Source organism: Pseudoalteromonas sp. JC28, assembly GCF_013319255.1.
Lineage (GTDB): Bacteria > Pseudomonadota > Gammaproteobacteria > Enterobacterales > Alteromonadaceae > Pseudoalteromonas.
In genome coordinates this window covers 1-17,496 of record NZ_QOKX01000002.1, presented here as the reverse complement: position 1 = coordinate 17,496, position 17,496 = coordinate 1, and the positions used below count along the sequence as shown (strand labels likewise).

Here is a 17,496-nt window from a genome sequence, read left to right as displayed (position 1 = left end):
CTCACCATTATTAACTTCTAGGCCAGTCATAATCCATTTGGGTTGCGGTTTTTCTTGCTACCGATTGCCCAAAGCGCTTTTTCACCAGTTCTAAACTCATATCGATACCTGCCGAAATACCCGCTGAGCTAGTAAAATTCTGATCCATCATAAATCTTACGTCCTCAACGACTTCCAAAGAGGGATATTGCTCTCTTAAATCGTCGATATCCTGCCAGTGGGTGGTGACTCGCTTGCCATCAATAAGGCCTGCTTCTGCATATAAAAACACACCTGTACAAACAGATGCGCACTGAGAGGTATGATTCGCTGTTTCTGCAAGCCAATTAAGTACGTTGTGATCTCCGCAAATTTGGTGATGCAGTCCGCCGACTACGATGAGCAAATCAAACTTTGGATGCGAGTAAATACTGTAATGGGGGTTTACACTCATGCCGCCACGCGAGGTAACAGGAACATGACTTGGTGCGACAAGGCTGACGTTAATTGGGGTTTCGACAAATCGCTTTGCGGTATTGAATACCTCAAATGGGCCACAAAAATCTAAACACTCCGCACCGTCATAGATGAAAATACCAACTTCCATTATTTTTCCCTACAGATCAGTTTTTTACTAACTTGGCTGATTTTAGTTAAATTTTCAAGGTAAATTGTAACAACCCATGAAAAAACTCCACTCACTATAGTTTTAGTGTCTTTAAGCTACTATGAGTACTAGCATTTTTGCTCTATCGCAGAGAACCTTGTTTCTCCCGCAAAGCGATTGCACTTTTAGAGACGATCCGTAATATCTATCCCACGATAACAACAAGCGATGAAACAATATGTTCAAACCTTCCATCACATTATTAAGTGCAGCTGTATGTTTAGCCCTTGCGGGTTGTGCGGGCACAGCAGAGCAAAGCCAAGAACCAGTAAAATCACTGCAAAGTAAGCAATATGATAACGTGCTTTTACAGGAGTTTTCAGGTCCTTATCAAGGCGTTCCTCATTTTGACAAAATGAAGCTTGAAGATTTAGAAGCTGCACTTGAAATTGGTATGGCTGATAATTTGAAAGAAATTGAAGCAATAGCCAATAATCCAGCTAAGCCAACTTTTGAGAACACCATTGTTGCACTAGAAAGAGCGGGTGCTCCTTTAGATCGCGTTTTTACCTACTACGGCCTTTGGAGTGCAAATATTTCAAGCCCAGAGTTTAGAGAAATCCAATCGCGAGTTGTGCCTAAGTTTTCAGAGTTCAGCTCTAAAATCACCCAAAACCAAGCGCTTTTTGAACGGGTAAAAGCGGTATACGAAGGCGCTGAATATAAAAAGCTAACGGCAGAAGAGCAGCGTATTACTTGGATGCGTTATAACGGCTTTGCCCGCAATGGAGCGACGCTAAAAGGTGAAGACGCTAAGCGTTACGCGGACATTAATCTTGAGCTATCAAAGCTACATACTAAATTTGCAAACAACGTCCTTGCAGATGAAGAAAACTATGTAGTCTATCTCACTAAAGACCAGTTGTCAGGTTTGCCTGAGTCGTTTGTTGCGTCGGCAGCGGCTGCTGCAAAAGCGCGCGGTAAGGCGGACATGTACGCGATCACCAACTCTCGTTCATCAATGGATCCATTTTTAACCTACTCAACAGAGCGTGAGTTACGCGAGAAAGTATGGAACAACTACTATAACCGTGGCAACAACGGTGGCGAGTACGACAATAAAGCGATTATCTCTGACATCCTAAAGCTTAGACATGAACGCGTTAACTTACTCGGCTACGATAATTACGCGCAGTGGCGTCTTGAAGACCGCATGGCGAAAAAGCCTGAAAACGCGATGGCGCTGATGAAAAAAGTATGGCCTGCTGCAATTGCGCGCGTGAAAGAAGAAGTTGCTGACATGCAAGCGATCGCCGACAAAGAAGGCGCTGATATCACCATCAAACCATGGGATTACCGTTTCTACGCCGAGAAGGTTCGCCAAGCTAAGTATCAATTGGATTCAAACGAAGTTAAAGCTTATTTACAGCTAGACAATCTGCGCGAAGCAATGTTCTATGTTGCAGGCCGTTTGTTTAACTTTGAGTTCACCGAAGTGCCTAAGGGCTCAGTACCTGTGTTCCATCCTGACGTTCGTGTATGGGAAGTAACAGACAAAACCACCGGTGATAATATCGGCCTTTGGTATTTAGACCCGTTCGCACGTAAAGGTAAACGCTCTGGTGCGTGGGCCATATCATATCGTAGCCATACAACATTTGATGGTAAAACAAATGTGCTTAGCTCAAACAACTCCAACTTTGTGAAAGCACCAGAAGGTGAAGCGACCTTAATTTCTTGGTCAGATGCAGAAACCTATTTCCACGAGTTTGGGCACGCGCTGCATGCGCTTTCATCAAACGTGAAGTACCCAAGTTCAAACTCTGGTGTGCGCGACTACACTGAGTTCCAATCTCAGCTATTGGAGCGTTGGTTGGCAACGGACGAAGTGATCAATCGTTACTTAGTTCACTATAAAACAGGCAAACCTATGCCTAAAGCGCTAATCGAGAAAATCAAGAAGTCAGCAACCTTTAACCAAGGTTTCGCGACGACTGAATACCTTGGATCGGCTATCATGGATATGCTTTTCCATACCACAGATCCTGACAAGATTGGCGACCCTGTTGCATTCGAAAAGTCTCAGTTAGGTGCGCTTGGCATGCCGGACGAGGTCGTGATGCGTCATCGTACAACTCACTTTGGTCACGTATTCTCAGGTGAAGGTTATTCAGCGGGTTACTACGGTTACCTGTGGGCTGAGGTATTAACTTCTGATGCAGCAGAAGCGTTTGCTGAAGCGCCAGGTGGCTTCTACGACAAAGACGTTGCACAGCGTTTAGTGGATTACCTATTCTCAGTTCGCAACTCAATGGATCCAGCAGAAGCGTATCGCAAGTTTAGAGGCCGTGACGCTGAAGTTGAGGCGCTGATGCGTGATAGAGGCTTTCCGGTAGAGAAGTAAAAAGTTTACTCTGCTATTTGGATAATAAAAAACCCCTGAGCCAAGGGGTTTTTTATTAAGCTCTAGCTTTTGGATTTCGTGCCGTCACCAAATAGGGATTTAAGGCCGTCGGCAAATTGCTTTATTTGCGCTTTCATAGAGCGCTTTACACTAACTTCAATGCTACCCAAAATCATTCTGCCGTGAATATAAATTTGTGGACGCTGTTTCACCTGCCCTGCAGATGCAAGCGTATTTCTTGTGTTTTCTACTGAACCCATAATATTACGAATATCGGTGACGACATCGACTGTGTCTGGTACAAAGATTTCGTCACTGCCTAAAATGCAATCTATATAAATATGTACTTCAGGGTGACTAAAAATTGCGTTGCTAAAATCTAGTTCCAAGCTGCCAAGGTAGTTTTTTAGGTGGATCTCTTTAGGTACGACCCACTCGCCACTGCGATGGTTGGAACTAAGTATAGAGGTAATGCTTATCGCCTCAGCACCATCTACGCTTGAGGTAAATTTTGGACCCAAACGAGCGGCTTTTTCGCTGTGATATCTTGCATCCGACTTTAGCGGTAAATCAGCACTAAGTGCTGCAATTTGTTCTTGTTCGTTCAGGTCGTATGCTTTATCCAATCGTCTCTCGAATGCATCAGCCGAAAGCTCACCGTGGCTGTAATTTAGAATTAACTGGTCAATCACCTCTTCCCTAACGGATTCGAGAGGCCTATCTTTTAATGGTACAGACATATGGTTGGTTCCGTTCTCTTGATTTATGCTTATAGAAGCAACAACCAAGCCAACATTAAATCATTTATAAAACAAGTGGTTAGTGTTTTTTAATATCAACTTACTCTATTTATTTACTAATATTTAGTTGTACAAAATAGTATTTGGTCAAAATTACCACTATTAGATGGCAGGCAACGCAGTAGCGCAGGTGTAGTTTGATATTGTCAGTCACTTTGCTATGGTAGTAGGTGTTCGCAAAACAACCAAAGGAGATTAGTTATGGCGAAGAAAAGCGATGTCAAAGCGCTTAAAAAAGAGCTGAAAGCGCGTAAAGCAAAGATTGAAAAGCATGAAGCAAAAATCAAAAAGCTGAAAAAAGCGATTAAAAAGGCTTAAAAGCCAAGTAGCCCTAACGTAAAGGGATAAGCAAGTGAGCGGTAAATATACCGCTCTTTTTGCGATTAAATCGAAAGATGGCTATATAGCAACCAAGTTCCCACACAGATTAAGATCACCCCACCAAAGGTTTCAGCTCGACTACCAAGGAACTTTCCAGCCGAATGCCCAATCATCACACCAATTGTTACCATCATGGTGGTGGCAAGGCCAATGAGCGAAGCGGCGAGCCATATATTCACATCAACAAATGCGAGACTGACACCGACAGCCATTGCATCAATACTGGTACCAAACGCTGTGATAATGGTTTTTAACCAAGGTTGCTTTGCGTGCTGTGCTGGCGCATCGTCATTACCCTTAAGGCTCTCATAAATCATATGAGCGCCAAGTCCTAACAGTAAGATAAAGGCAATCCAGTGATCCCAAGCCTCGACATAGCCAGCTGCAGATTGTCCTATTAACCAGCCAATCAGCGGCGTACAGGCTTCAATAACACCAAAAATGAGGCCGATTTTTATGGCTTCGGTAAGCCGAGGTGATTTTAGGCTGGCGCCTTTACCGATTGCCGCGGCAAACGCATCGGTAGACATGGCGTATGCTAACAGTAGCAGGGTGACGAAATTCATTTACATTGCTCCGGTCGGGCGATTTGAGTCCACGACATATCCACACGCCCGACCACAGGCATGGATATATCGATGGTCTCGCCAACCGAGAGGTGTCCGCACCATGGCATTTTGGCCAATTATGTTGATACGAACTCTTCCGAGCATTGGAAGCAGGCTACTCCCCAACGAGTTGTGATAATATCAAGAATTGTTCTAAATAGAAATCTAAGTTTATAGCTAGCTCTACACCATATGGTGAATGAGTTGGCTCCATTTTTAGTTATTTATCTTATAGCAATACACTAAAGCAGCTCCCTTGTCCTACTTCAGAGGTTGCGCTGATCCGCCCTTTGTGGCGATGGATAATTTGTTGGCTGAGTGCAAGTCCAATTCCTGAGCCATGAGGTTTTGTGGTAAAAAATGGTACGAATATTTTATCAAGTGCGCTGGGCTCTATTCCTTCCCCGTTATCAGCAACGTTGATTTCACATTTGCCGTAGCGATTAATCGTTGCTGATACAGTCACTATTTTTTCATGGTTGTTATGTTTCATGGCATCTTTGGCGTTATTTAGTAGATTGAGCAGCACTTGCTCTATCATCTTTCTATCAACATTAATGCTCAGCGCAGCGGGCGTCACGTCAAAGTGTAGAGTGATATTGGCGTCACTAAAGTCGCTTTTTATCAGTGGTGTAATGTCGTCAAATAAAGTCTGTACCGCAAGCGGTTGGAGGTCAAGTTCAGGAATATGCGTGAGCTTTCTGTAGTTATCAATAAAGCCAAGTAAAGACTGGCTTCTAATACCAATCGCTTGCAGGCTTTGTAGGTAGTCTTCAACGAGTTCTTGGTCTGTCACCGCTTCAGCTAACTGATTATTGGTGATATTAACTAGCGTATTTGAGAGTGAATAAATCGGTGCGACGGAGTTTCCTATTTCATGGATAAGCACGCGGATCAGCTTTTGCCAAGACTCAATTTGGGTACTCTCTAGCTGCTCTGAAATCGCGGTGAAAAGCCAAAGTTGGTACTGATTACCTTGATTGGAAAACGTAAAATATTTAAATAGTAAGTCTTTGGCGATGTGGCTACCTACTTTGGCTTGTTCAAGCTCTGGGTGTGCTGCAAGTAATGAGTGTCCAGACTCTGCGCCGCGAATATCCAACAATTGCTTTGCGCTGTTATTACAAATCAAAATGGTGTGGCCATTTTTGATAAGGATCAGACCTGCTTCTATGTGTTGTAGCATGGTTTCGTAAGTAGTGACGAGCTCTGCCTGTTTGGTTTTATCTTGCTGAGCTTTCTGAATAAGCTCGTTACAGGTTGTAAGTGCTTGCTTACTTATTGGGTGCTTATTATCAATTCTAAAGCTGCCATCTTGATACTTGAGCGCAGTAAACACCTCTTCGAATTGTTGTTTCTGTCTTTTCAGTGTGGCAATAGACAGCACTGTGAATAGCACTGCAATCGCAATGGATAACCCACTAAACAAAAAGACGTAGCTGTGGAGAAAGCCCAACACACCAAGTGTGGCGAATACAATGGCTGCGAGTTGAAAAATGGCCATGCGAACGAGGCTATTATTCCACATCATACTTCTCCATTTTACGGTACAGTGACGCGCGGGTGATCCCAAGCGCTTTAGCCGCATGGCTGATATTACCCTTAAAGTCTCGGACCGCCCGCTCTATGGTGTGCTGCTCTATTTTTGCGAGGTTATAGGTGTCAATAAAGCCCGCACTCTCCTCAGAGCTTGCCCCTGGACTGGCGAGCTGAAACTGCAATTGGGTTGAGTCAGATAAAATAACTGCGCGTTCAACCAAGTGTTGTAATTCTCGGATGTTACCGGGCCATTGATACTTGACTAAATCAGCCATCATTTTGTCGCTGACCGTTTTGCACTGTAGCTTGTACTTTTTGCTGTATAGATCAGCATAAAACTCAATAAGTAGTGGAATATCTTGGGGTCTATCTCGTAGTGCTGGAAGTGTGATCTCTACGGTATTAATGCGGTATAACAAGTCCTGACGAAAACTGCCTTCGCGCACCATGTCATACAAATTCATATTGGTTGCGGTGATAAGGCGCAGATCAACCTCTATTTGTTTGCTGCCTCCCACTGGTGTAACCACTCGATTTTGGATCGCAGTAAGTAACTTTCCCTGTAACTCGAGCGGAATATTGGCTATTTCATCTAAAAATAAAGTACCGGATTCCGCAAGCTCAAAGCGACCTGGCTTATTGGCTTTCGCATCTGTAAATGCGCCTTTCATATGGCCGAACAATTCACTTTCGAACAAAGAGCTGGCTATCGTGCCCATATCGACAGACATGAAGGTATTGTCTTTTCGTAAAGACTGTTTATGTAGCTCTCTGGCAACGACTTCTTTACCTGTGCCGCTTTCGCCTAAGATTAAGACATTGGCATCGGTTTTGGCGGCCTTTTCTATGGTTTGAAAAACTTGCTCCATTGCTGGACTCGAGGCAATTAAATGCTCGAATGGTTTGTTTTGCGCAGCCATTGAGATTTGTGCGATTTGCGTGAGCTTCTTGGACTTTTGCCGTTGTGCGCTCAACTCGATGCAATTGGCAACCGTTGCGAGTAGCTTTTCATTTTGCCAAGGCTTGAGGACAAAATCGTTGGCACCAAGTTTGATGGCATCCACTGCCATCGTTAGGTCGCCATAGGCGGTGAAGAGTACAACCACGGCATCTTCATCCAAGGCTTTTATTTGTTTTAGCCAGTAGAATCCTTCGGCGCCGGAGGTTGATTCTCGAGTAAAGTTCATGTCGAGCAATATCAGTGCAAAGTCCTGTGCCGACATTGTTTTAGCGATATCGTGGGGATTCTCTAGCGTCACGACTTTTTTGTAATATTGTTTGAGCAACATTCTCGTGGCGACGAGAATTTCGCTGTTGTCGTCGACAACTAAAATTGCCTTATCGCTGATAGTCATTACATTTCCTTTTCTCATCAAACTGTACGATATCGTACACTAGGTGTTTAATTTTTTTACACTCTTTTGTTCCATTATTCCATAGGATTATTTTATGTCTTTGATTTTTATTTGTTTTTTAGTTTGGCATGCAACTTGAGTTATTAGGCTAACCTAAACTCAAGAGAGTGACAAAATGGACAGAAAAATAACACCTAACAAAAGATTTCAGCTGTGGTGGCTGGCGCTACCTGTCATCATGGTAGCGTATTTTGCATTTGATAGTGCAGCGAGTAGCAGCGGGGAGCGTGTTAATCTGGCGATGGATAAAGTCAAGATAAGTACAGTGACAAAGGGCGAGTTTCATGATCTTATTCCGCTTAGAGGTAGCATCATGCCGAGTAAGTCTGTGTATCTAGATGCCATCGAAGGTGGACGAGTCGAAGCGCGTTTCGTCGAAGAAGGTGCGATGGTTAAAAAGGGTGACAAATTGCTCGCACTGAGCAACACCAGCTTGCAGCTGGATGTGATCTCCCGTGAGGCGCAGATCTCAGAGCAGCTAAATAACCTACATAATACCCGCTTAGCGATAGATCAAAACCGTTTAAACTTAAAACGAAACCTATTAGAGCTGGATTTTCAGGTAAGTCAAAGTGAGCGAAAACTAGCACAGTTCAAGCGCCTTGGTAGCGGTAATTTAGTTTCAAAAGATGAGCTACAAGCGGCCGAAGATGAAACTGGGTATCTAAAAAACCGCCGCAAGTTAATTATTGAGCAGCAGCAACAAGATGAAAAAATCCGTACGGCACAAATTGCACAGCTAGAAGATAGCGTTGAGCAGCTCAATAAAAACTTGAGCTTTGCGCGTAAAAATCTTGAAAATCTAATTATCAAAGCGCCTATGGATGGTCAATTGACTGCGCTAGATGCGGAATTAGGCGCGTCAAAGGCGAGAGGAGCACGTTTAGGGCAAGTTGATATTGTGTCTGAATATAAAGTGTCGGCCCAAATTGATGAGTTTTACCTAGGCCGTGTGTATGCGGGACAAACCGCAAGGTTAACGCTGCAGGGAAAGCCGTATGAGCTAACGCTCGCAAAGGTCTATGCCGAAGTGTCAAATGGCCGCTTTGAAGTGGATTTAACTTTTAATGCTGCGCTGCCCAGCGACATTCGTAGAGGTCAAAGTTTGCAGTTGGAGTTGTTATTAGCAGATGCGAAAGCCGCGACTCTAATACCAAATGGTGGATTTTATCAAGATACCGCTGGCAAGTGGGTATTTGTACTAGAGCAGGGCAGCCAAGTGGCGGTGAAGAAATCGGTGACGTTTGGCGAGCGTAATAACAAATATATTGAAGTACTTGATGGGCTGGCAGTCGGCGACCGAGTGATCACTTCAAGTTACAGCAGCTTTAAAGACATGCAGTCGGTCAGTTTGACTCGTTAATAGAATTAAAAGGCAAAAGAATATGTTACATCTAACTAAAATAAATAAAGTTTTTCGTACTGAGCTGGTTGAGACTTACGCCCTTGAGGATGTCACGGTGACCGTAGAGCGTGGCGAGTTTGTTGCTATCATGGGGCAGTCAGGTTCAGGTAAGTCTACCTTACTCAATATCATCGGCATGCTAGACCATATTGATGGTGGCGAGTATGTTTTTGATGGCAAGGACATCAGCCAGTTAAGTGAAGGTCAGCTTGCTGATATTCGTAAAGACAATATTGGCTTTATCTTCCAAAGTTTTAACCTTATTGATGAGCTCACTGTGTATGAAAACGTTGAGCTTCCGCTTATTTATCAGGGGATCTCTAAAACCGAGCGAGCACTGCGTGTGACAGCCGTGCTTGAAAAAGTGAATATTGCGCATCGCAAAGACCATTACCCACAGCAACTTTCAGGTGGTCAACAGCAAAGAGTTGCAGTTGGACGTGCCATTGTCGCAAAGCCAAAAATGATTCTAGCGGATGAGCCAACCGGTAATCTTGACTCAAAAAATGGTGAAGAAGTCATGGGGCTGTTAGCACAGCTTAACCAAGAAGGGGTAACGATAGTCATGGTGACGCACTCAGATCACCATGCAAATTACGCGCATCGCACGATCCATGTTTTGGATGGCCATATTGTTTCGAGTCAAATGCAGGAGGTTCGCTGTGCTTAAAAATTACTTGTTAATCGCGTATCGCAGCTTGCAGCAACAAAAACTCTACTCAACAATCAATATTTTGGGTTTGGCGATTGGTTTAGCTATTTGTATCAGTATGGCTATTTTTGTTGAGTCTGAGTTGGGTTATGACAAGTTTATTAAGGGTCATGAGCAAATCTATCGCTCGTCTGTAAAATGGATGCCGCCAAGTGCGCCTGAACAATACTATGCGCAAGGGCAAGTATTTAACGCTGAAAACTATCAAGCACATTTTGAAGAAGTGATTGATGCTACTCGCTTTCGAGAAGTGAGTGTTGCGCTTGGACACGGCAAGGAAAGTTTTCTTCATGATGGTGTATTCCTCGCGGATCCCAACTTCGTCGATTTTTTCTCCTTAGATCTAATTGACGGAGAGCGTCAGACGGCACTTGAGGCTCCCAACACTATTGTTTTAACCCAAGCAGCTGCAATGCTCTATTTTGGTCGCACGAATGTTGTTGGAGAATCTTTACTTGGTGCAGGAAAGCTACCGTTAAAGGTTAGCGCCGTGATAAAAGACTTGCCACTGCGCACCCATTTAAACGTCTTTGCGCTCATTAGTATGGCTACGGCCACCACTTATTATGGTGATAACAGCTGGCAGCGTGACCCAAGTTTTAACTATTTCACCTACGTTAAATTAGCGGATGGGGTAACCGGTGAAGATGTTGAAGCAAAAATCCCAAGTTATTTAGAAAATCATTATGGTCCGGGAACTAGCGACACCCTTGGCTTTGAATTAATGCCTATCACCGATATTTACCTTCACTCTCATCAGTATGGTGAAATGAAAGAAAATGGTGATATCAATACCGTTTATTCGTTTAGTGTTATTTCAGCGCTTATTCTCTTTATTGCGTGTGTTAATTTTATGAATTTGTCGACTGCCACAGCAACCAAGCGCGCAAAGGAAGTGGGAGTACGTAAGACATTAGGCGCTAAACAGCAGCATTTAGTTATGCAGTTTGTGGTTGAGGCGATGATGTTGAGTTATATCGCGTTGATCATTGCTGTAGCGCTGGTTGAAGCTGGTTTACCTTTGTTTGCGAGTTTTATCGGCAAGCCGCTCAGTTTTGACTTCTATTCAGAGCCGTTAGTGTTGACTACGCTGTTGCTTTTAGGGTTATTCGTTGGCTTAATCTCAGGCGCATACCCTGCCTTTTATCTAAGCCGCTTTAAACCTGCTAAAGTGCTTAAAGGAGAAGTGACACAGGGTAAATCTGGTGCGCTGCTGCGTAAAGGGCTGGTGGTATTTCAATTTAGTGTCGCCGTGGTGCTTATTATCGCCACCACGGTATCTAACCAGCAACTAAAGTACGCAAGAGCCATAGAGCTCGGTTATGACAAAGACAATACTTTTGTGCTGAGCCGTCTTTATACAGATATCGCCAGTCAACAGCGTAGCGCATTAAAAACACAACTGCTCTCTCACCCAAGTATTGTCAGCGCGACAGCAAGTTCAGCGGTACCAACAGAGACCATTGTCGATGCTTTTGGGATGGTTAATCCAAAAACACAATTGTCGCAGACCATGCCGACATTGGCAGTAGATGAAGATTATTTTAGCAGCTACAACATTAAGTTACTGAGTGGCCGAGGGTTTAGTCGCGATTTTCCTGCCGATAAGTTTGCGATGCCGAGTGCAGCTGAGCCAAATCCGCGTTTTTCGGTTGTGATTAATGAAAAGGCGGCGCAGAGTTTAGGATTTAGTGCTGATGAAGCAGTTGGTAAAACATTTGAAGTACGATTAACTCGGCATTCAAGCGCTACGGCGACTATCATCGGGGTGACGCAAAACTACTATTTTTCTTCGCTTAAAACAGAGATAAGCCCAACGTATCACTTGCTAAGAGAGAATGAAGGCAATTCGATGGCGATAAAATTTCAAGGTGATACAGCGCAAACTCGCGACTTTATAGAGGCCACTTGGCGCAAGCTAGTACCAGAACAAGAAATGGAACTGACTTATCTACAAACTAAATTTGATCAGATGTATCGCCAGGAAGACAAAGAAATCATTGTGTTTAATTTGTTCTCTATGCTGGCGATTTTCATTGCTTGTTTAGGTTTATTTGGTCTTGCCTCTTTTACTACAAAAAGGCGCACCAAAGAGATTGGGGTGCGTAAAGTGCTTGGTGCTTCGGTGATGGATATCGTGATATTGATCAACAAGGAATTCTCAAAGCAAGTGCTGATCGCAAACCTGATAGCGTGGCCGCTTGCGTACTTTGTGATGCAGCAGTGGTTAAACAATTTTGTCTATCGTATTGATCTTTCAATCGTACCATTTTTGATTGCAGCAAGTTTAGCATTTGCAATTGCTTGGCTAACGGTCGGCTCGTTGACGCTAGTTGCCGCACAAGCGCGGCCTGTAAAATCATTAAGATACGAGTAATTGCAACAAAACAGGCCTCACAATGAGGCCTGAACAGAGATAAGTTAAGCACCAGGACCACATTCCAAGCAGTGTTTGATAATATCTGGGCCAAACTTCAAGTTTGCATTCAGATTTCGCAGTGCCGTTCTTAGGCCTTCTTCTATCACTGGGTGGTAGAAAGGCATTTCGAGCATTTGTGGCACGGTCATCTTGTTTTGTAGCGCCCAAGCAAGTAAATGCGCCATATGCTCAGCAGCAGGGCCGACAAATTCGGCACCTAAGAATAATCCGGTGCCTTGCTCAGCGTAGACTCGCATATGGCCTTTGTTTTTTAACATCACGCGGCTGCGGCCTTGGTTTTCAAAGCTTACCTCTCCGATGGCAAAGCAGCCACAATTGCCATATTGCTTTTCCAACTCTTTATAACTTGCTCCAACCATCGCAATTTGTGGGTCGCTAAATACCGCCGCAAGCTTTGCACGGCGCAGTCCCACTCTCACATCAGGGAAGCGACCGGCATTTTCACCTGCAATCGTGCCTTGATCTGCGGCTTCATGTAGAAGCGGGATCTGGTTGCTGGCATCACCTGCAATAAAAATCGGGGCGTTACCAGAGCCATCAAGACATTGCATGGTATGTGGGTCGGCTAGCGGTACGCCTCGGTCATCAAGCTCAAGCGTGGTATTTTCTAGCCCTAAGTTATCAACATTGGGTACACGACCAGTGGCTGCCAACACATAGTCAAACTGCTCGGTTTGTGGTTTCCCTTGTTTGTCAATGTAGGTAAGTTCGGCTTTGTCACCGACCTGTTTCATATCTGATACTTTGGCATCTGTGTCGAGGTAAAACTCATCACTGAACACAGTGGTGGCATAGTCTTTGACGATTGGATCGGTTAGTGGGCCAAGGCCACCGCCGACACCAAATACTTTGACCTTTACGCCAAGTCGGTGTAGCGCTTGACCTAGTTCTAAGCCAATCACGCCGGGGCCAAATACGGCCACTGAGTCGGGTAAATTGTCCCAGTCAAAAACGTTATCGTTAATGACTAAGCGGTCGCCAAAATTATTAAACACACCGGGGTAGCTAGGTCTTGAACCTGTAGCGATAACAAAACGTTTGGCTGTGATCTGAGTGTGGTCGTCCAACTGTACCGTATGGCTGTTGATAAATTTTGCACTGCCGCGTAGTTTATCTTGCTCAGGTAGTTCGTCGACAGCTTCGACGACAAAGCCAACGAAGCGATCTCGCTCACGTTTGACTCTCGCCATAACCGCTTTACCGTCAATTTCAGCGGGTTTTACATTAATACCAAATTTAGGTGCGACTTCAATTTGATGTGCGGCTTCAGCTGCGGCAATCAGTAACTTGCTTGGCATGCAACCAACCCGTGCGCACGTTGTGCCGTATACGCCAGACTCAATCATCAGTACTTCTGAGGTATATTTTTTGGCATTTCTATAGGCGCTGAGACCCGCTGTTCCCGCACCAATCACGACTACGTCGGTGTTTATCTTTTTCATTTTTTGCTCCGAAATCAGAAAGTGTGATACCAATTTACTTAATTAAGAGGTCTATTTGAGGCGAGAAAATCTTGTCGATAACCAGGCAAAAATTTTGCTATTTAGTTGTTCTAAATGAGAAATTTTTAACGCAGTTAGCGTCAGATTTGCTCCTTCAAATTGAGCAAGTATTAAGATAAATTGGTATACTCCCCCCATGACAGTCAGTTATTAGCCATCGTGTTGTGTTGAGGGGGAACATTTTGACTTGGTGAGCAAGTTCACCAAGTCATGTTGTGGGGGATGAGTGATTAAGCGAAATATTCAGCTAAATCGTCTGAACCACCGATGTGTTTACCACCGATAAATACCTGCGGCACTGTTTCGCGACCAGACAGCGCTTTAAGACTGGTTAGTGATGCTTGTTGACCAAGTACCAGCTCTTCATATGCCAGTCCTTTTTCTTTTAGCAAAGCTTTGGCTTTTTCACAGAATGGACAACCAATCTTGCTAATAATGGTAACCGGCTCAGGTTTGATTTGGCGCGGGTTTATGTACTCAAGCATAGTATCTGCGTCTGATACTTCAAACGGGTCGCCAGGCTTTTCTGGTTCGATAAACATTTTGTCAATCACACCATCTTTTACCAGCATTGAATAACGCCAGCTGCGTTTGCCAAAACCTAAATCGTTTTTATCAACTAACATGCCCATGCCGTCAGTGAATTCGCCGTTACCGTCAGGTAGTAGTGTAATATTCTGCGCTTCTTGGTACTGTGCCCATGCGTTCATTACAAACGTATCATTAACGGATAAACACACGATTTCGTCGACACCATTTTGTTTAAATACGCTAGCAAGTTCGTTATAGCGTGGTAAGTGTGTTGACGAACAAGTTGGTGTAAAGGCACCAGGCAAAGAAAATACAACTACAGTTTTACCTTTAAAAATTTCATCGGTGGTGACGTGCTTCCACTCTTCATTTTCTCTAATTGGGAATGTAACCTGTGGTACGCGTTGACCTTCAATATTCTTTAACATTTTGCTTTCCTTCTTAAGTTGATGTAGCCATTATGCCGTGCGCATTTTGATTTGTATAATTGATAGTTAAGATTAAAGTGTTCAATAAAATTGATTGTTTTCGACTTCAAATATTTGTATTTTTTAACCTAGCCAATGCCGCTAAGTTGAGATTAGTCAATTTTTACAAGAGCAGGGAATATTTAGATGAAAGCAAACTTTGAATTAATGGCGGATTACAACCGCTGGATGAATGAAAGATTATATGAAGCTGTTTCGGGATTGAGCGCCACGGAATTACACCAAGATCGAGGGGCTTTTTTTGGATCCATTATGGGATCGTTAAACCATATTCTTGTTGCCGATATTATTTGGCTTAAGCGCTATACAGAGCATAGCCATCATGCTGAAGCACTGAATGCTGTAGCAACAATGCCTCTGCCGACAAAGCTTGATGCGATGCTGTATGAAGATTTTGCAGCGTTGAGACAGGCAAGGGCTGAAATGGATAAGGTGATTATTGAGTTTGCGAATGAAGTCACTGAGGAGGCGCTTGCAGCCGATTTACACTACAAAAACACACAAGGTAAAACCTTTTCTCGCAAGTTTGGTTTTTTAGTGCATCATTTATTTAATCATCAGACGCACCATAGAGGGCAAATAACGACATTACTCAGCCAGATTGGTATTGATATGGGAGAAACCGATCTATTAGCGCGGATCCCCACATAGCTTGGTTAGTGGTCTAGCTTTACCGCTTCAGTTATGTCTAGTGTTATCAGCAATGAGAAGGGTTATAAAGCTAGACATTAGCTCTACAGGCCTTTAAAAACCGTGGTCGGTAAAGCCTGTTAAGAAGAATTTCACTCGCTAACTTTCACAATAACTCTGAATAGAGCTCCTCTAGCCATTCATGAAGGTCCTCTATCGAGTCAAAATCTTCGTCTGTTAGTTCTTCATACTCTGTTAGTGAAATAAGATTTAAGTCTATAGCCTCCCGAAGTTGGGCCTTTACCAAGTCGCTGTCATAAGGGTAAGATTCTCCGTGACCGATATCCATTCTTAATATATTGGAATCATAAACTTCAACATGACAATAGTCTCTTAATATTGATCTTAAAGGTTCTTTAATTTTGCTCATTCTAATTCACTTATTTTTTTTGGTTCAGGGTAGAGTGTGTGTAAGGTTACATTATTGCCATTTCTTAGGTAAATAGCTTTTACCTTTCCTTGGGAGAAATCAATAAGCTCATAGCCGATAGGATTCTTCTTCGAACCCAACCTAGATACACCTCTTACAAAATCTCTATAATTTTCTCCAAAAACATCTTCAAGAGATACCTCAACAGCACTCATTATTCTTTTATTCTTAGCTTGCGCTATCGCCAGAGTGTGCTTAAACGCTTCAGAGTTTCTTACAAAGGAGTCAGCTCGAACAAGTGCTTCATCACTGGAAAACGCAGAGGCATTTTTTCCTACTCTGTGCAGTGCTGGAGACCCATCTGGATTCTTTCGGTAAGCATCATATATAGTGCCAGAGGCAGGGTCTTTCCCTCGTAGAGCTCTGTCTACTAATTGTTTTTTCGTGACTCTATTTGGCCCTCCATGCCTTGCAGGTGCATGTCCCTCCATATCAAGACGCTTTATTTGTTCAGAAACCGACTGACTATTAACTGTCCCGGGCAACTCATTTCCTTTTGGCGGCTCCAATTCATCAGCTTTGGCTTTGGTGGGCTTGTCGGTAACGCCTCGAATTGGTGGTTGGCCTTGATATTCATCCAGTGCTTTATTAACTCGCTGTCCGATTTCTTGGGCGGCTTGTTGCATATGCTGGTCGATTTTTGGGGTGACCTCGTCTAGGCGCTTTACCGTGGCTTGCATGCCTTCGATGGCGGCGTCTGGAAGCAGTAGGTCGTAGTGCCAACTGGTAGACATGTCATCANCCTTTTGGCGGCTCCAATTCATCAGCTTTGGCTTTGGTGGGCTTGTCGGTAACGCCTCGAATTGGTGGTTGGCCTTGATATTCATCCAGTGCTTTATTAACTCGCTGTCCGATTTCTTGGGCGGCTTGTTGCATATGCTGGTCGATTTTTGGGGTGACCTCGTCTAGGCGCTTTACCGTGGCTTGCATGCCTTCGATGGCGGCGTCTGGAAGCAGTAGGTCGTAGTGCCAACTGGTAGACATGTCATCAAGTGAATCGCGCAGGCCTTTGACGATGTTTTTAACTTCCGTGGCGGATTGTTTTCCTAGGTCTTGCCAGTTGATGTCTCTTAGGTATTTAACTGGGTCGCCTTTGCCGAGCTTGCGTAGTACGGCAAGCGCAGCAGAGAGGGATTCTCCGGTGTTTTTTAAGATAACCTTGCCTACGCCTTTGACGGCTGAGCCCACAACTTGGCACTAAACCAATACCCGTTAGGGTAAAGGCAAGCCAAGCGTCGGTGTCGTTGGCTTCATCATCGTCAGTCAGTAACATGACATTAGCGGTGATATCTCGTAAATCCATGACTTGGTCGATAATTGGTATCATGGAAATCAAGGTACCTACCACGATTTGTGACGTGGAGGGGTTTTGATTAAAGTCGCCTTGCAGTGTGCCCCACAACCAATCACCTGCTTGGGTTGCAATGCCATTGGCTTCTATCAGTGGTGCGGTATTGCCGCTGCGTACCATTTCAGCCGCTCGCGCTGGGGTGATTTTTCCATACAGTGGATTTTTAGGGCGATTATCTTCTGGCAGGTAATCGCGTTTATCCTCACCATATTGC

The 17,496-nt window shown here is 44.0% G+C and carries 14 protein-coding genes, 2 pseudogenes and 1 riboswitch; of the genes and pseudogenes, 5 read left to right on the top strand and 11 right to left on the bottom strand.

Features of this window, described 5'->3' with window-relative positions:
- Window positions 1–10: 10 nt before the first annotated feature.
- Entirely contained in the window at window positions 11–586 is a 576-nt protein-coding gene (locus DS891_RS05365) for a DJ-1/PfpI family protein (protein ID WP_174169105.1), read from the bottom strand.
- Between the two features lie 238 nt (window positions 587–824).
- Between DS891_RS05365 and DS891_RS05360 the strand changes: the two genes are divergently transcribed.
- Window positions 825–2,990, top strand: coding sequence for a M3 family metallopeptidase (locus DS891_RS05360; RefSeq protein WP_174169104.1), 2,166 nt, complete (start codon window positions 825–827; stop codon window positions 2,988–2,990).
- 62 nt (window positions 2,991–3,052) lie between these two features.
- Here DS891_RS05360 and DS891_RS05355 read toward each other — a convergent pair whose 3' ends face one another.
- The 4 genes from DS891_RS05355 to DS891_RS05340 all read right to left on the bottom strand — a co-directional run bounded on the left by DS891_RS05355 (window position 3,053) and on the right by DS891_RS05340 (window position 7,673).
- On the bottom strand, window positions 3,053–3,730 hold the full coding sequence (locus DS891_RS05355; protein ID WP_174169103.1) for a LiaF domain-containing protein: 678 nt from the start codon (window positions 3,728–3,730) through the stop codon (window positions 3,053–3,055).
- A gap of 443 nt (window positions 3,731–4,173) precedes the next feature.
- Window positions 4,174–4,737, bottom strand: coding sequence for a manganese efflux pump MntP family protein (locus DS891_RS05350; RefSeq protein WP_010605615.1), 564 nt, complete (start codon window positions 4,735–4,737; stop codon window positions 4,174–4,176).
- Between the two features lie 19 nt (window positions 4,738–4,756).
- Window positions 4,757–4,915, bottom strand: a riboswitch (yybP-ykoY riboswitch).
- 93 nt (window positions 4,916–5,008) lie between these two features.
- On the bottom strand, window positions 5,009–6,310 hold the full coding sequence (locus tag DS891_RS05345) for a PAS domain-containing sensor histidine kinase (RefSeq protein ID WP_227387985.1): 1,302 nt from the start codon (window positions 6,308–6,310) through the stop codon (window positions 5,009–5,011).
- Window positions 6,297–7,673: a sigma-54 dependent transcriptional regulator gene (locus tag DS891_RS05340; protein ID WP_174169102.1), complete on the bottom strand. Its 1,377-nt coding sequence runs from the start codon at window positions 7,671–7,673 to the stop codon at window positions 6,297–6,299. Before DS891_RS05340 ends, DS891_RS05345 begins: the two co-directional genes overlap by 14 nt.
- Window positions 7,674–7,848: 175 nt before the next feature.
- Here DS891_RS05340 and DS891_RS05335 point away from each other — a divergent pair, with 175 nt between their 5' ends.
- Genes DS891_RS05335 through DS891_RS05325 form a run of 3 tightly spaced genes read left to right on the top strand, consistent with a single transcriptional unit; the run spans window position 7,849 to window position 12,227 of the window.
- Window positions 7,849–9,096 (top strand): efflux RND transporter periplasmic adaptor subunit, encoded by a 1,248-nt coding sequence (locus tag DS891_RS05335; RefSeq protein ID WP_174169101.1) that lies wholly within the window; start codon window positions 7,849–7,851, stop codon window positions 9,094–9,096.
- A gap of 22 nt (window positions 9,097–9,118) precedes the next feature.
- Window positions 9,119–9,808: an ABC transporter ATP-binding protein gene (locus DS891_RS05330; protein WP_174169100.1), complete on the top strand. Its 690-nt coding sequence runs from the start codon at window positions 9,119–9,121 to the stop codon at window positions 9,806–9,808.
- Window positions 9,801–12,227 (top strand): ABC transporter permease, encoded by a 2,427-nt coding sequence (locus tag DS891_RS05325; protein WP_174169099.1) that lies wholly within the window; start codon window positions 9,801–9,803, stop codon window positions 12,225–12,227. The genes DS891_RS05330 and DS891_RS05325 overlap by 8 nt, the downstream gene beginning before the upstream one ends.
- A 44-nt stretch (window positions 12,228–12,271) precedes the next feature.
- Here DS891_RS05325 and DS891_RS05320 read toward each other — a convergent pair whose 3' ends face one another.
- Both DS891_RS05320 and DS891_RS05315 read right to left on the bottom strand, forming a co-directional pair.
- On the bottom strand, window positions 12,272–13,732 hold the full coding sequence (locus DS891_RS05320) for a dihydrolipoyl dehydrogenase (protein ID WP_174169098.1): 1,461 nt from the start codon (window positions 13,730–13,732) through the stop codon (window positions 12,272–12,274).
- A gap of 290 nt (window positions 13,733–14,022) precedes the next feature.
- Window positions 14,023–14,751, bottom strand: coding sequence for a glutathione peroxidase (locus DS891_RS05315; RefSeq protein ID WP_174169097.1), 729 nt, complete (start codon window positions 14,749–14,751; stop codon window positions 14,023–14,025).
- Between the two features lie 186 nt (window positions 14,752–14,937).
- Here DS891_RS05315 and DS891_RS05310 point away from each other — a divergent pair, with 186 nt between their 5' ends.
- Window positions 14,938–15,462 carry a DinB family protein gene (locus DS891_RS05310; RefSeq protein WP_174169096.1) on the top strand — a complete coding sequence of 175 codons (525 nt, stop codon included), beginning with the start codon at window positions 14,938–14,940 and terminating at the stop codon, window positions 15,460–15,462.
- A 145-nt stretch (window positions 15,463–15,607) separates the two neighbouring features.
- Here the strand turns inward: DS891_RS05310 and DS891_RS05305 are convergent, their stop codons facing one another.
- The 4 genes and pseudogenes from DS891_RS05305 to DS891_RS05290 form a co-directional block, all read right to left on the bottom strand.
- A complete protein-coding gene (locus tag DS891_RS05305; protein WP_010376000.1) occupies window positions 15,608–15,871 on the bottom strand; it encodes a hypothetical protein in 264 nt (87 codons plus the stop codon).
- Window positions 15,868–16,665, bottom strand: a complete 798-nt coding sequence (locus tag DS891_RS24455) for a hypothetical protein (RefSeq protein ID WP_254605713.1) — start codon at window positions 16,663–16,665, stop codon at window positions 15,868–15,870. Before DS891_RS24455 ends, DS891_RS05305 begins: the two co-directional genes overlap by 4 nt.
- Window positions 16,666–16,673: 8 nt before the next feature.
- Window positions 16,674–16,936 (bottom strand): annotated as a pseudogene (locus DS891_RS24780) (hypothetical protein); the annotation flags it as partial.
- Between the two features lie 73 nt (window positions 16,937–17,009).
- Window positions 17,010–17,496, bottom strand: a pseudogene (locus tag DS891_RS05290) (hypothetical protein); the annotation flags it as partial.

What these genes read in the sequence shown, in the direction of transcription:
- DS891_RS05365 (WP_174169105.1), bottom strand. Translation starts at nt 586, where the DNA reads ATGGAAGTTGGTATTTTCATCTATGACGGTGCGGAGTGTTTAGATTTT.
- DS891_RS05360 (WP_174169104.1), top strand. Translation starts at nt 825, where the DNA reads ATGTTCAAACCTTCCATCACATTATTAAGTGCAGCTGTATGTTTAGCC.
- DS891_RS05355 (WP_174169103.1), bottom strand. Translation starts at nt 3,730, where the DNA reads ATGTCTGTACCATTAAAAGATAGGCCTCTCGAATCCGTTAGGGAAGAG.
- DS891_RS05350 (WP_010605615.1), bottom strand. Translation starts at nt 4,737, where the DNA reads ATGAATTTCGTCACCCTGCTACTGTTAGCATACGCCATGTCTACCGAT.
- DS891_RS05345 (WP_227387985.1), bottom strand. Translation starts at nt 6,310, where the DNA reads ATGATGTGGAATAATAGCCTCGTTCGCATGGCCATTTTTCAACTCGCA.
- DS891_RS05340 (WP_174169102.1), bottom strand. Translation starts at nt 7,673, where the DNA reads ATGACTATCAGCGATAAGGCAATTTTAGTTGTCGACGACAACAGCGAA.
- DS891_RS05335 (WP_174169101.1), top strand. Translation starts at nt 7,849, where the DNA reads ATGGACAGAAAAATAACACCTAACAAAAGATTTCAGCTGTGGTGGCTG.
- DS891_RS05330 (WP_174169100.1), top strand. Translation starts at nt 9,119, where the DNA reads ATGTTACATCTAACTAAAATAAATAAAGTTTTTCGTACTGAGCTGGTT.
- DS891_RS05320 (WP_174169098.1), bottom strand. Translation starts at nt 13,732, where the DNA reads ATGAAAAAGATAAACACCGACGTAGTCGTGATTGGTGCGGGAACAGCG.
- DS891_RS05315 (WP_174169097.1), bottom strand. Translation starts at nt 14,751, where the DNA reads ATGTTAAAGAATATTGAAGGTCAACGCGTACCACAGGTTACATTCCCA.
- DS891_RS05310 (WP_174169096.1), top strand. Translation starts at nt 14,938, where the DNA reads ATGAAAGCAAACTTTGAATTAATGGCGGATTACAACCGCTGGATGAAT.
- DS891_RS05305 (WP_010376000.1), bottom strand. Translation starts at nt 15,871, where the DNA reads ATGAGCAAAATTAAAGAACCTTTAAGATCAATATTAAGAGACTATTGT.
- DS891_RS24455 (WP_254605713.1), bottom strand. Translation starts at nt 16,665, where the DNA reads ATGTCTACCAGTTGGCACTACGACCTACTGCTTCCAGACGCCGCCATC.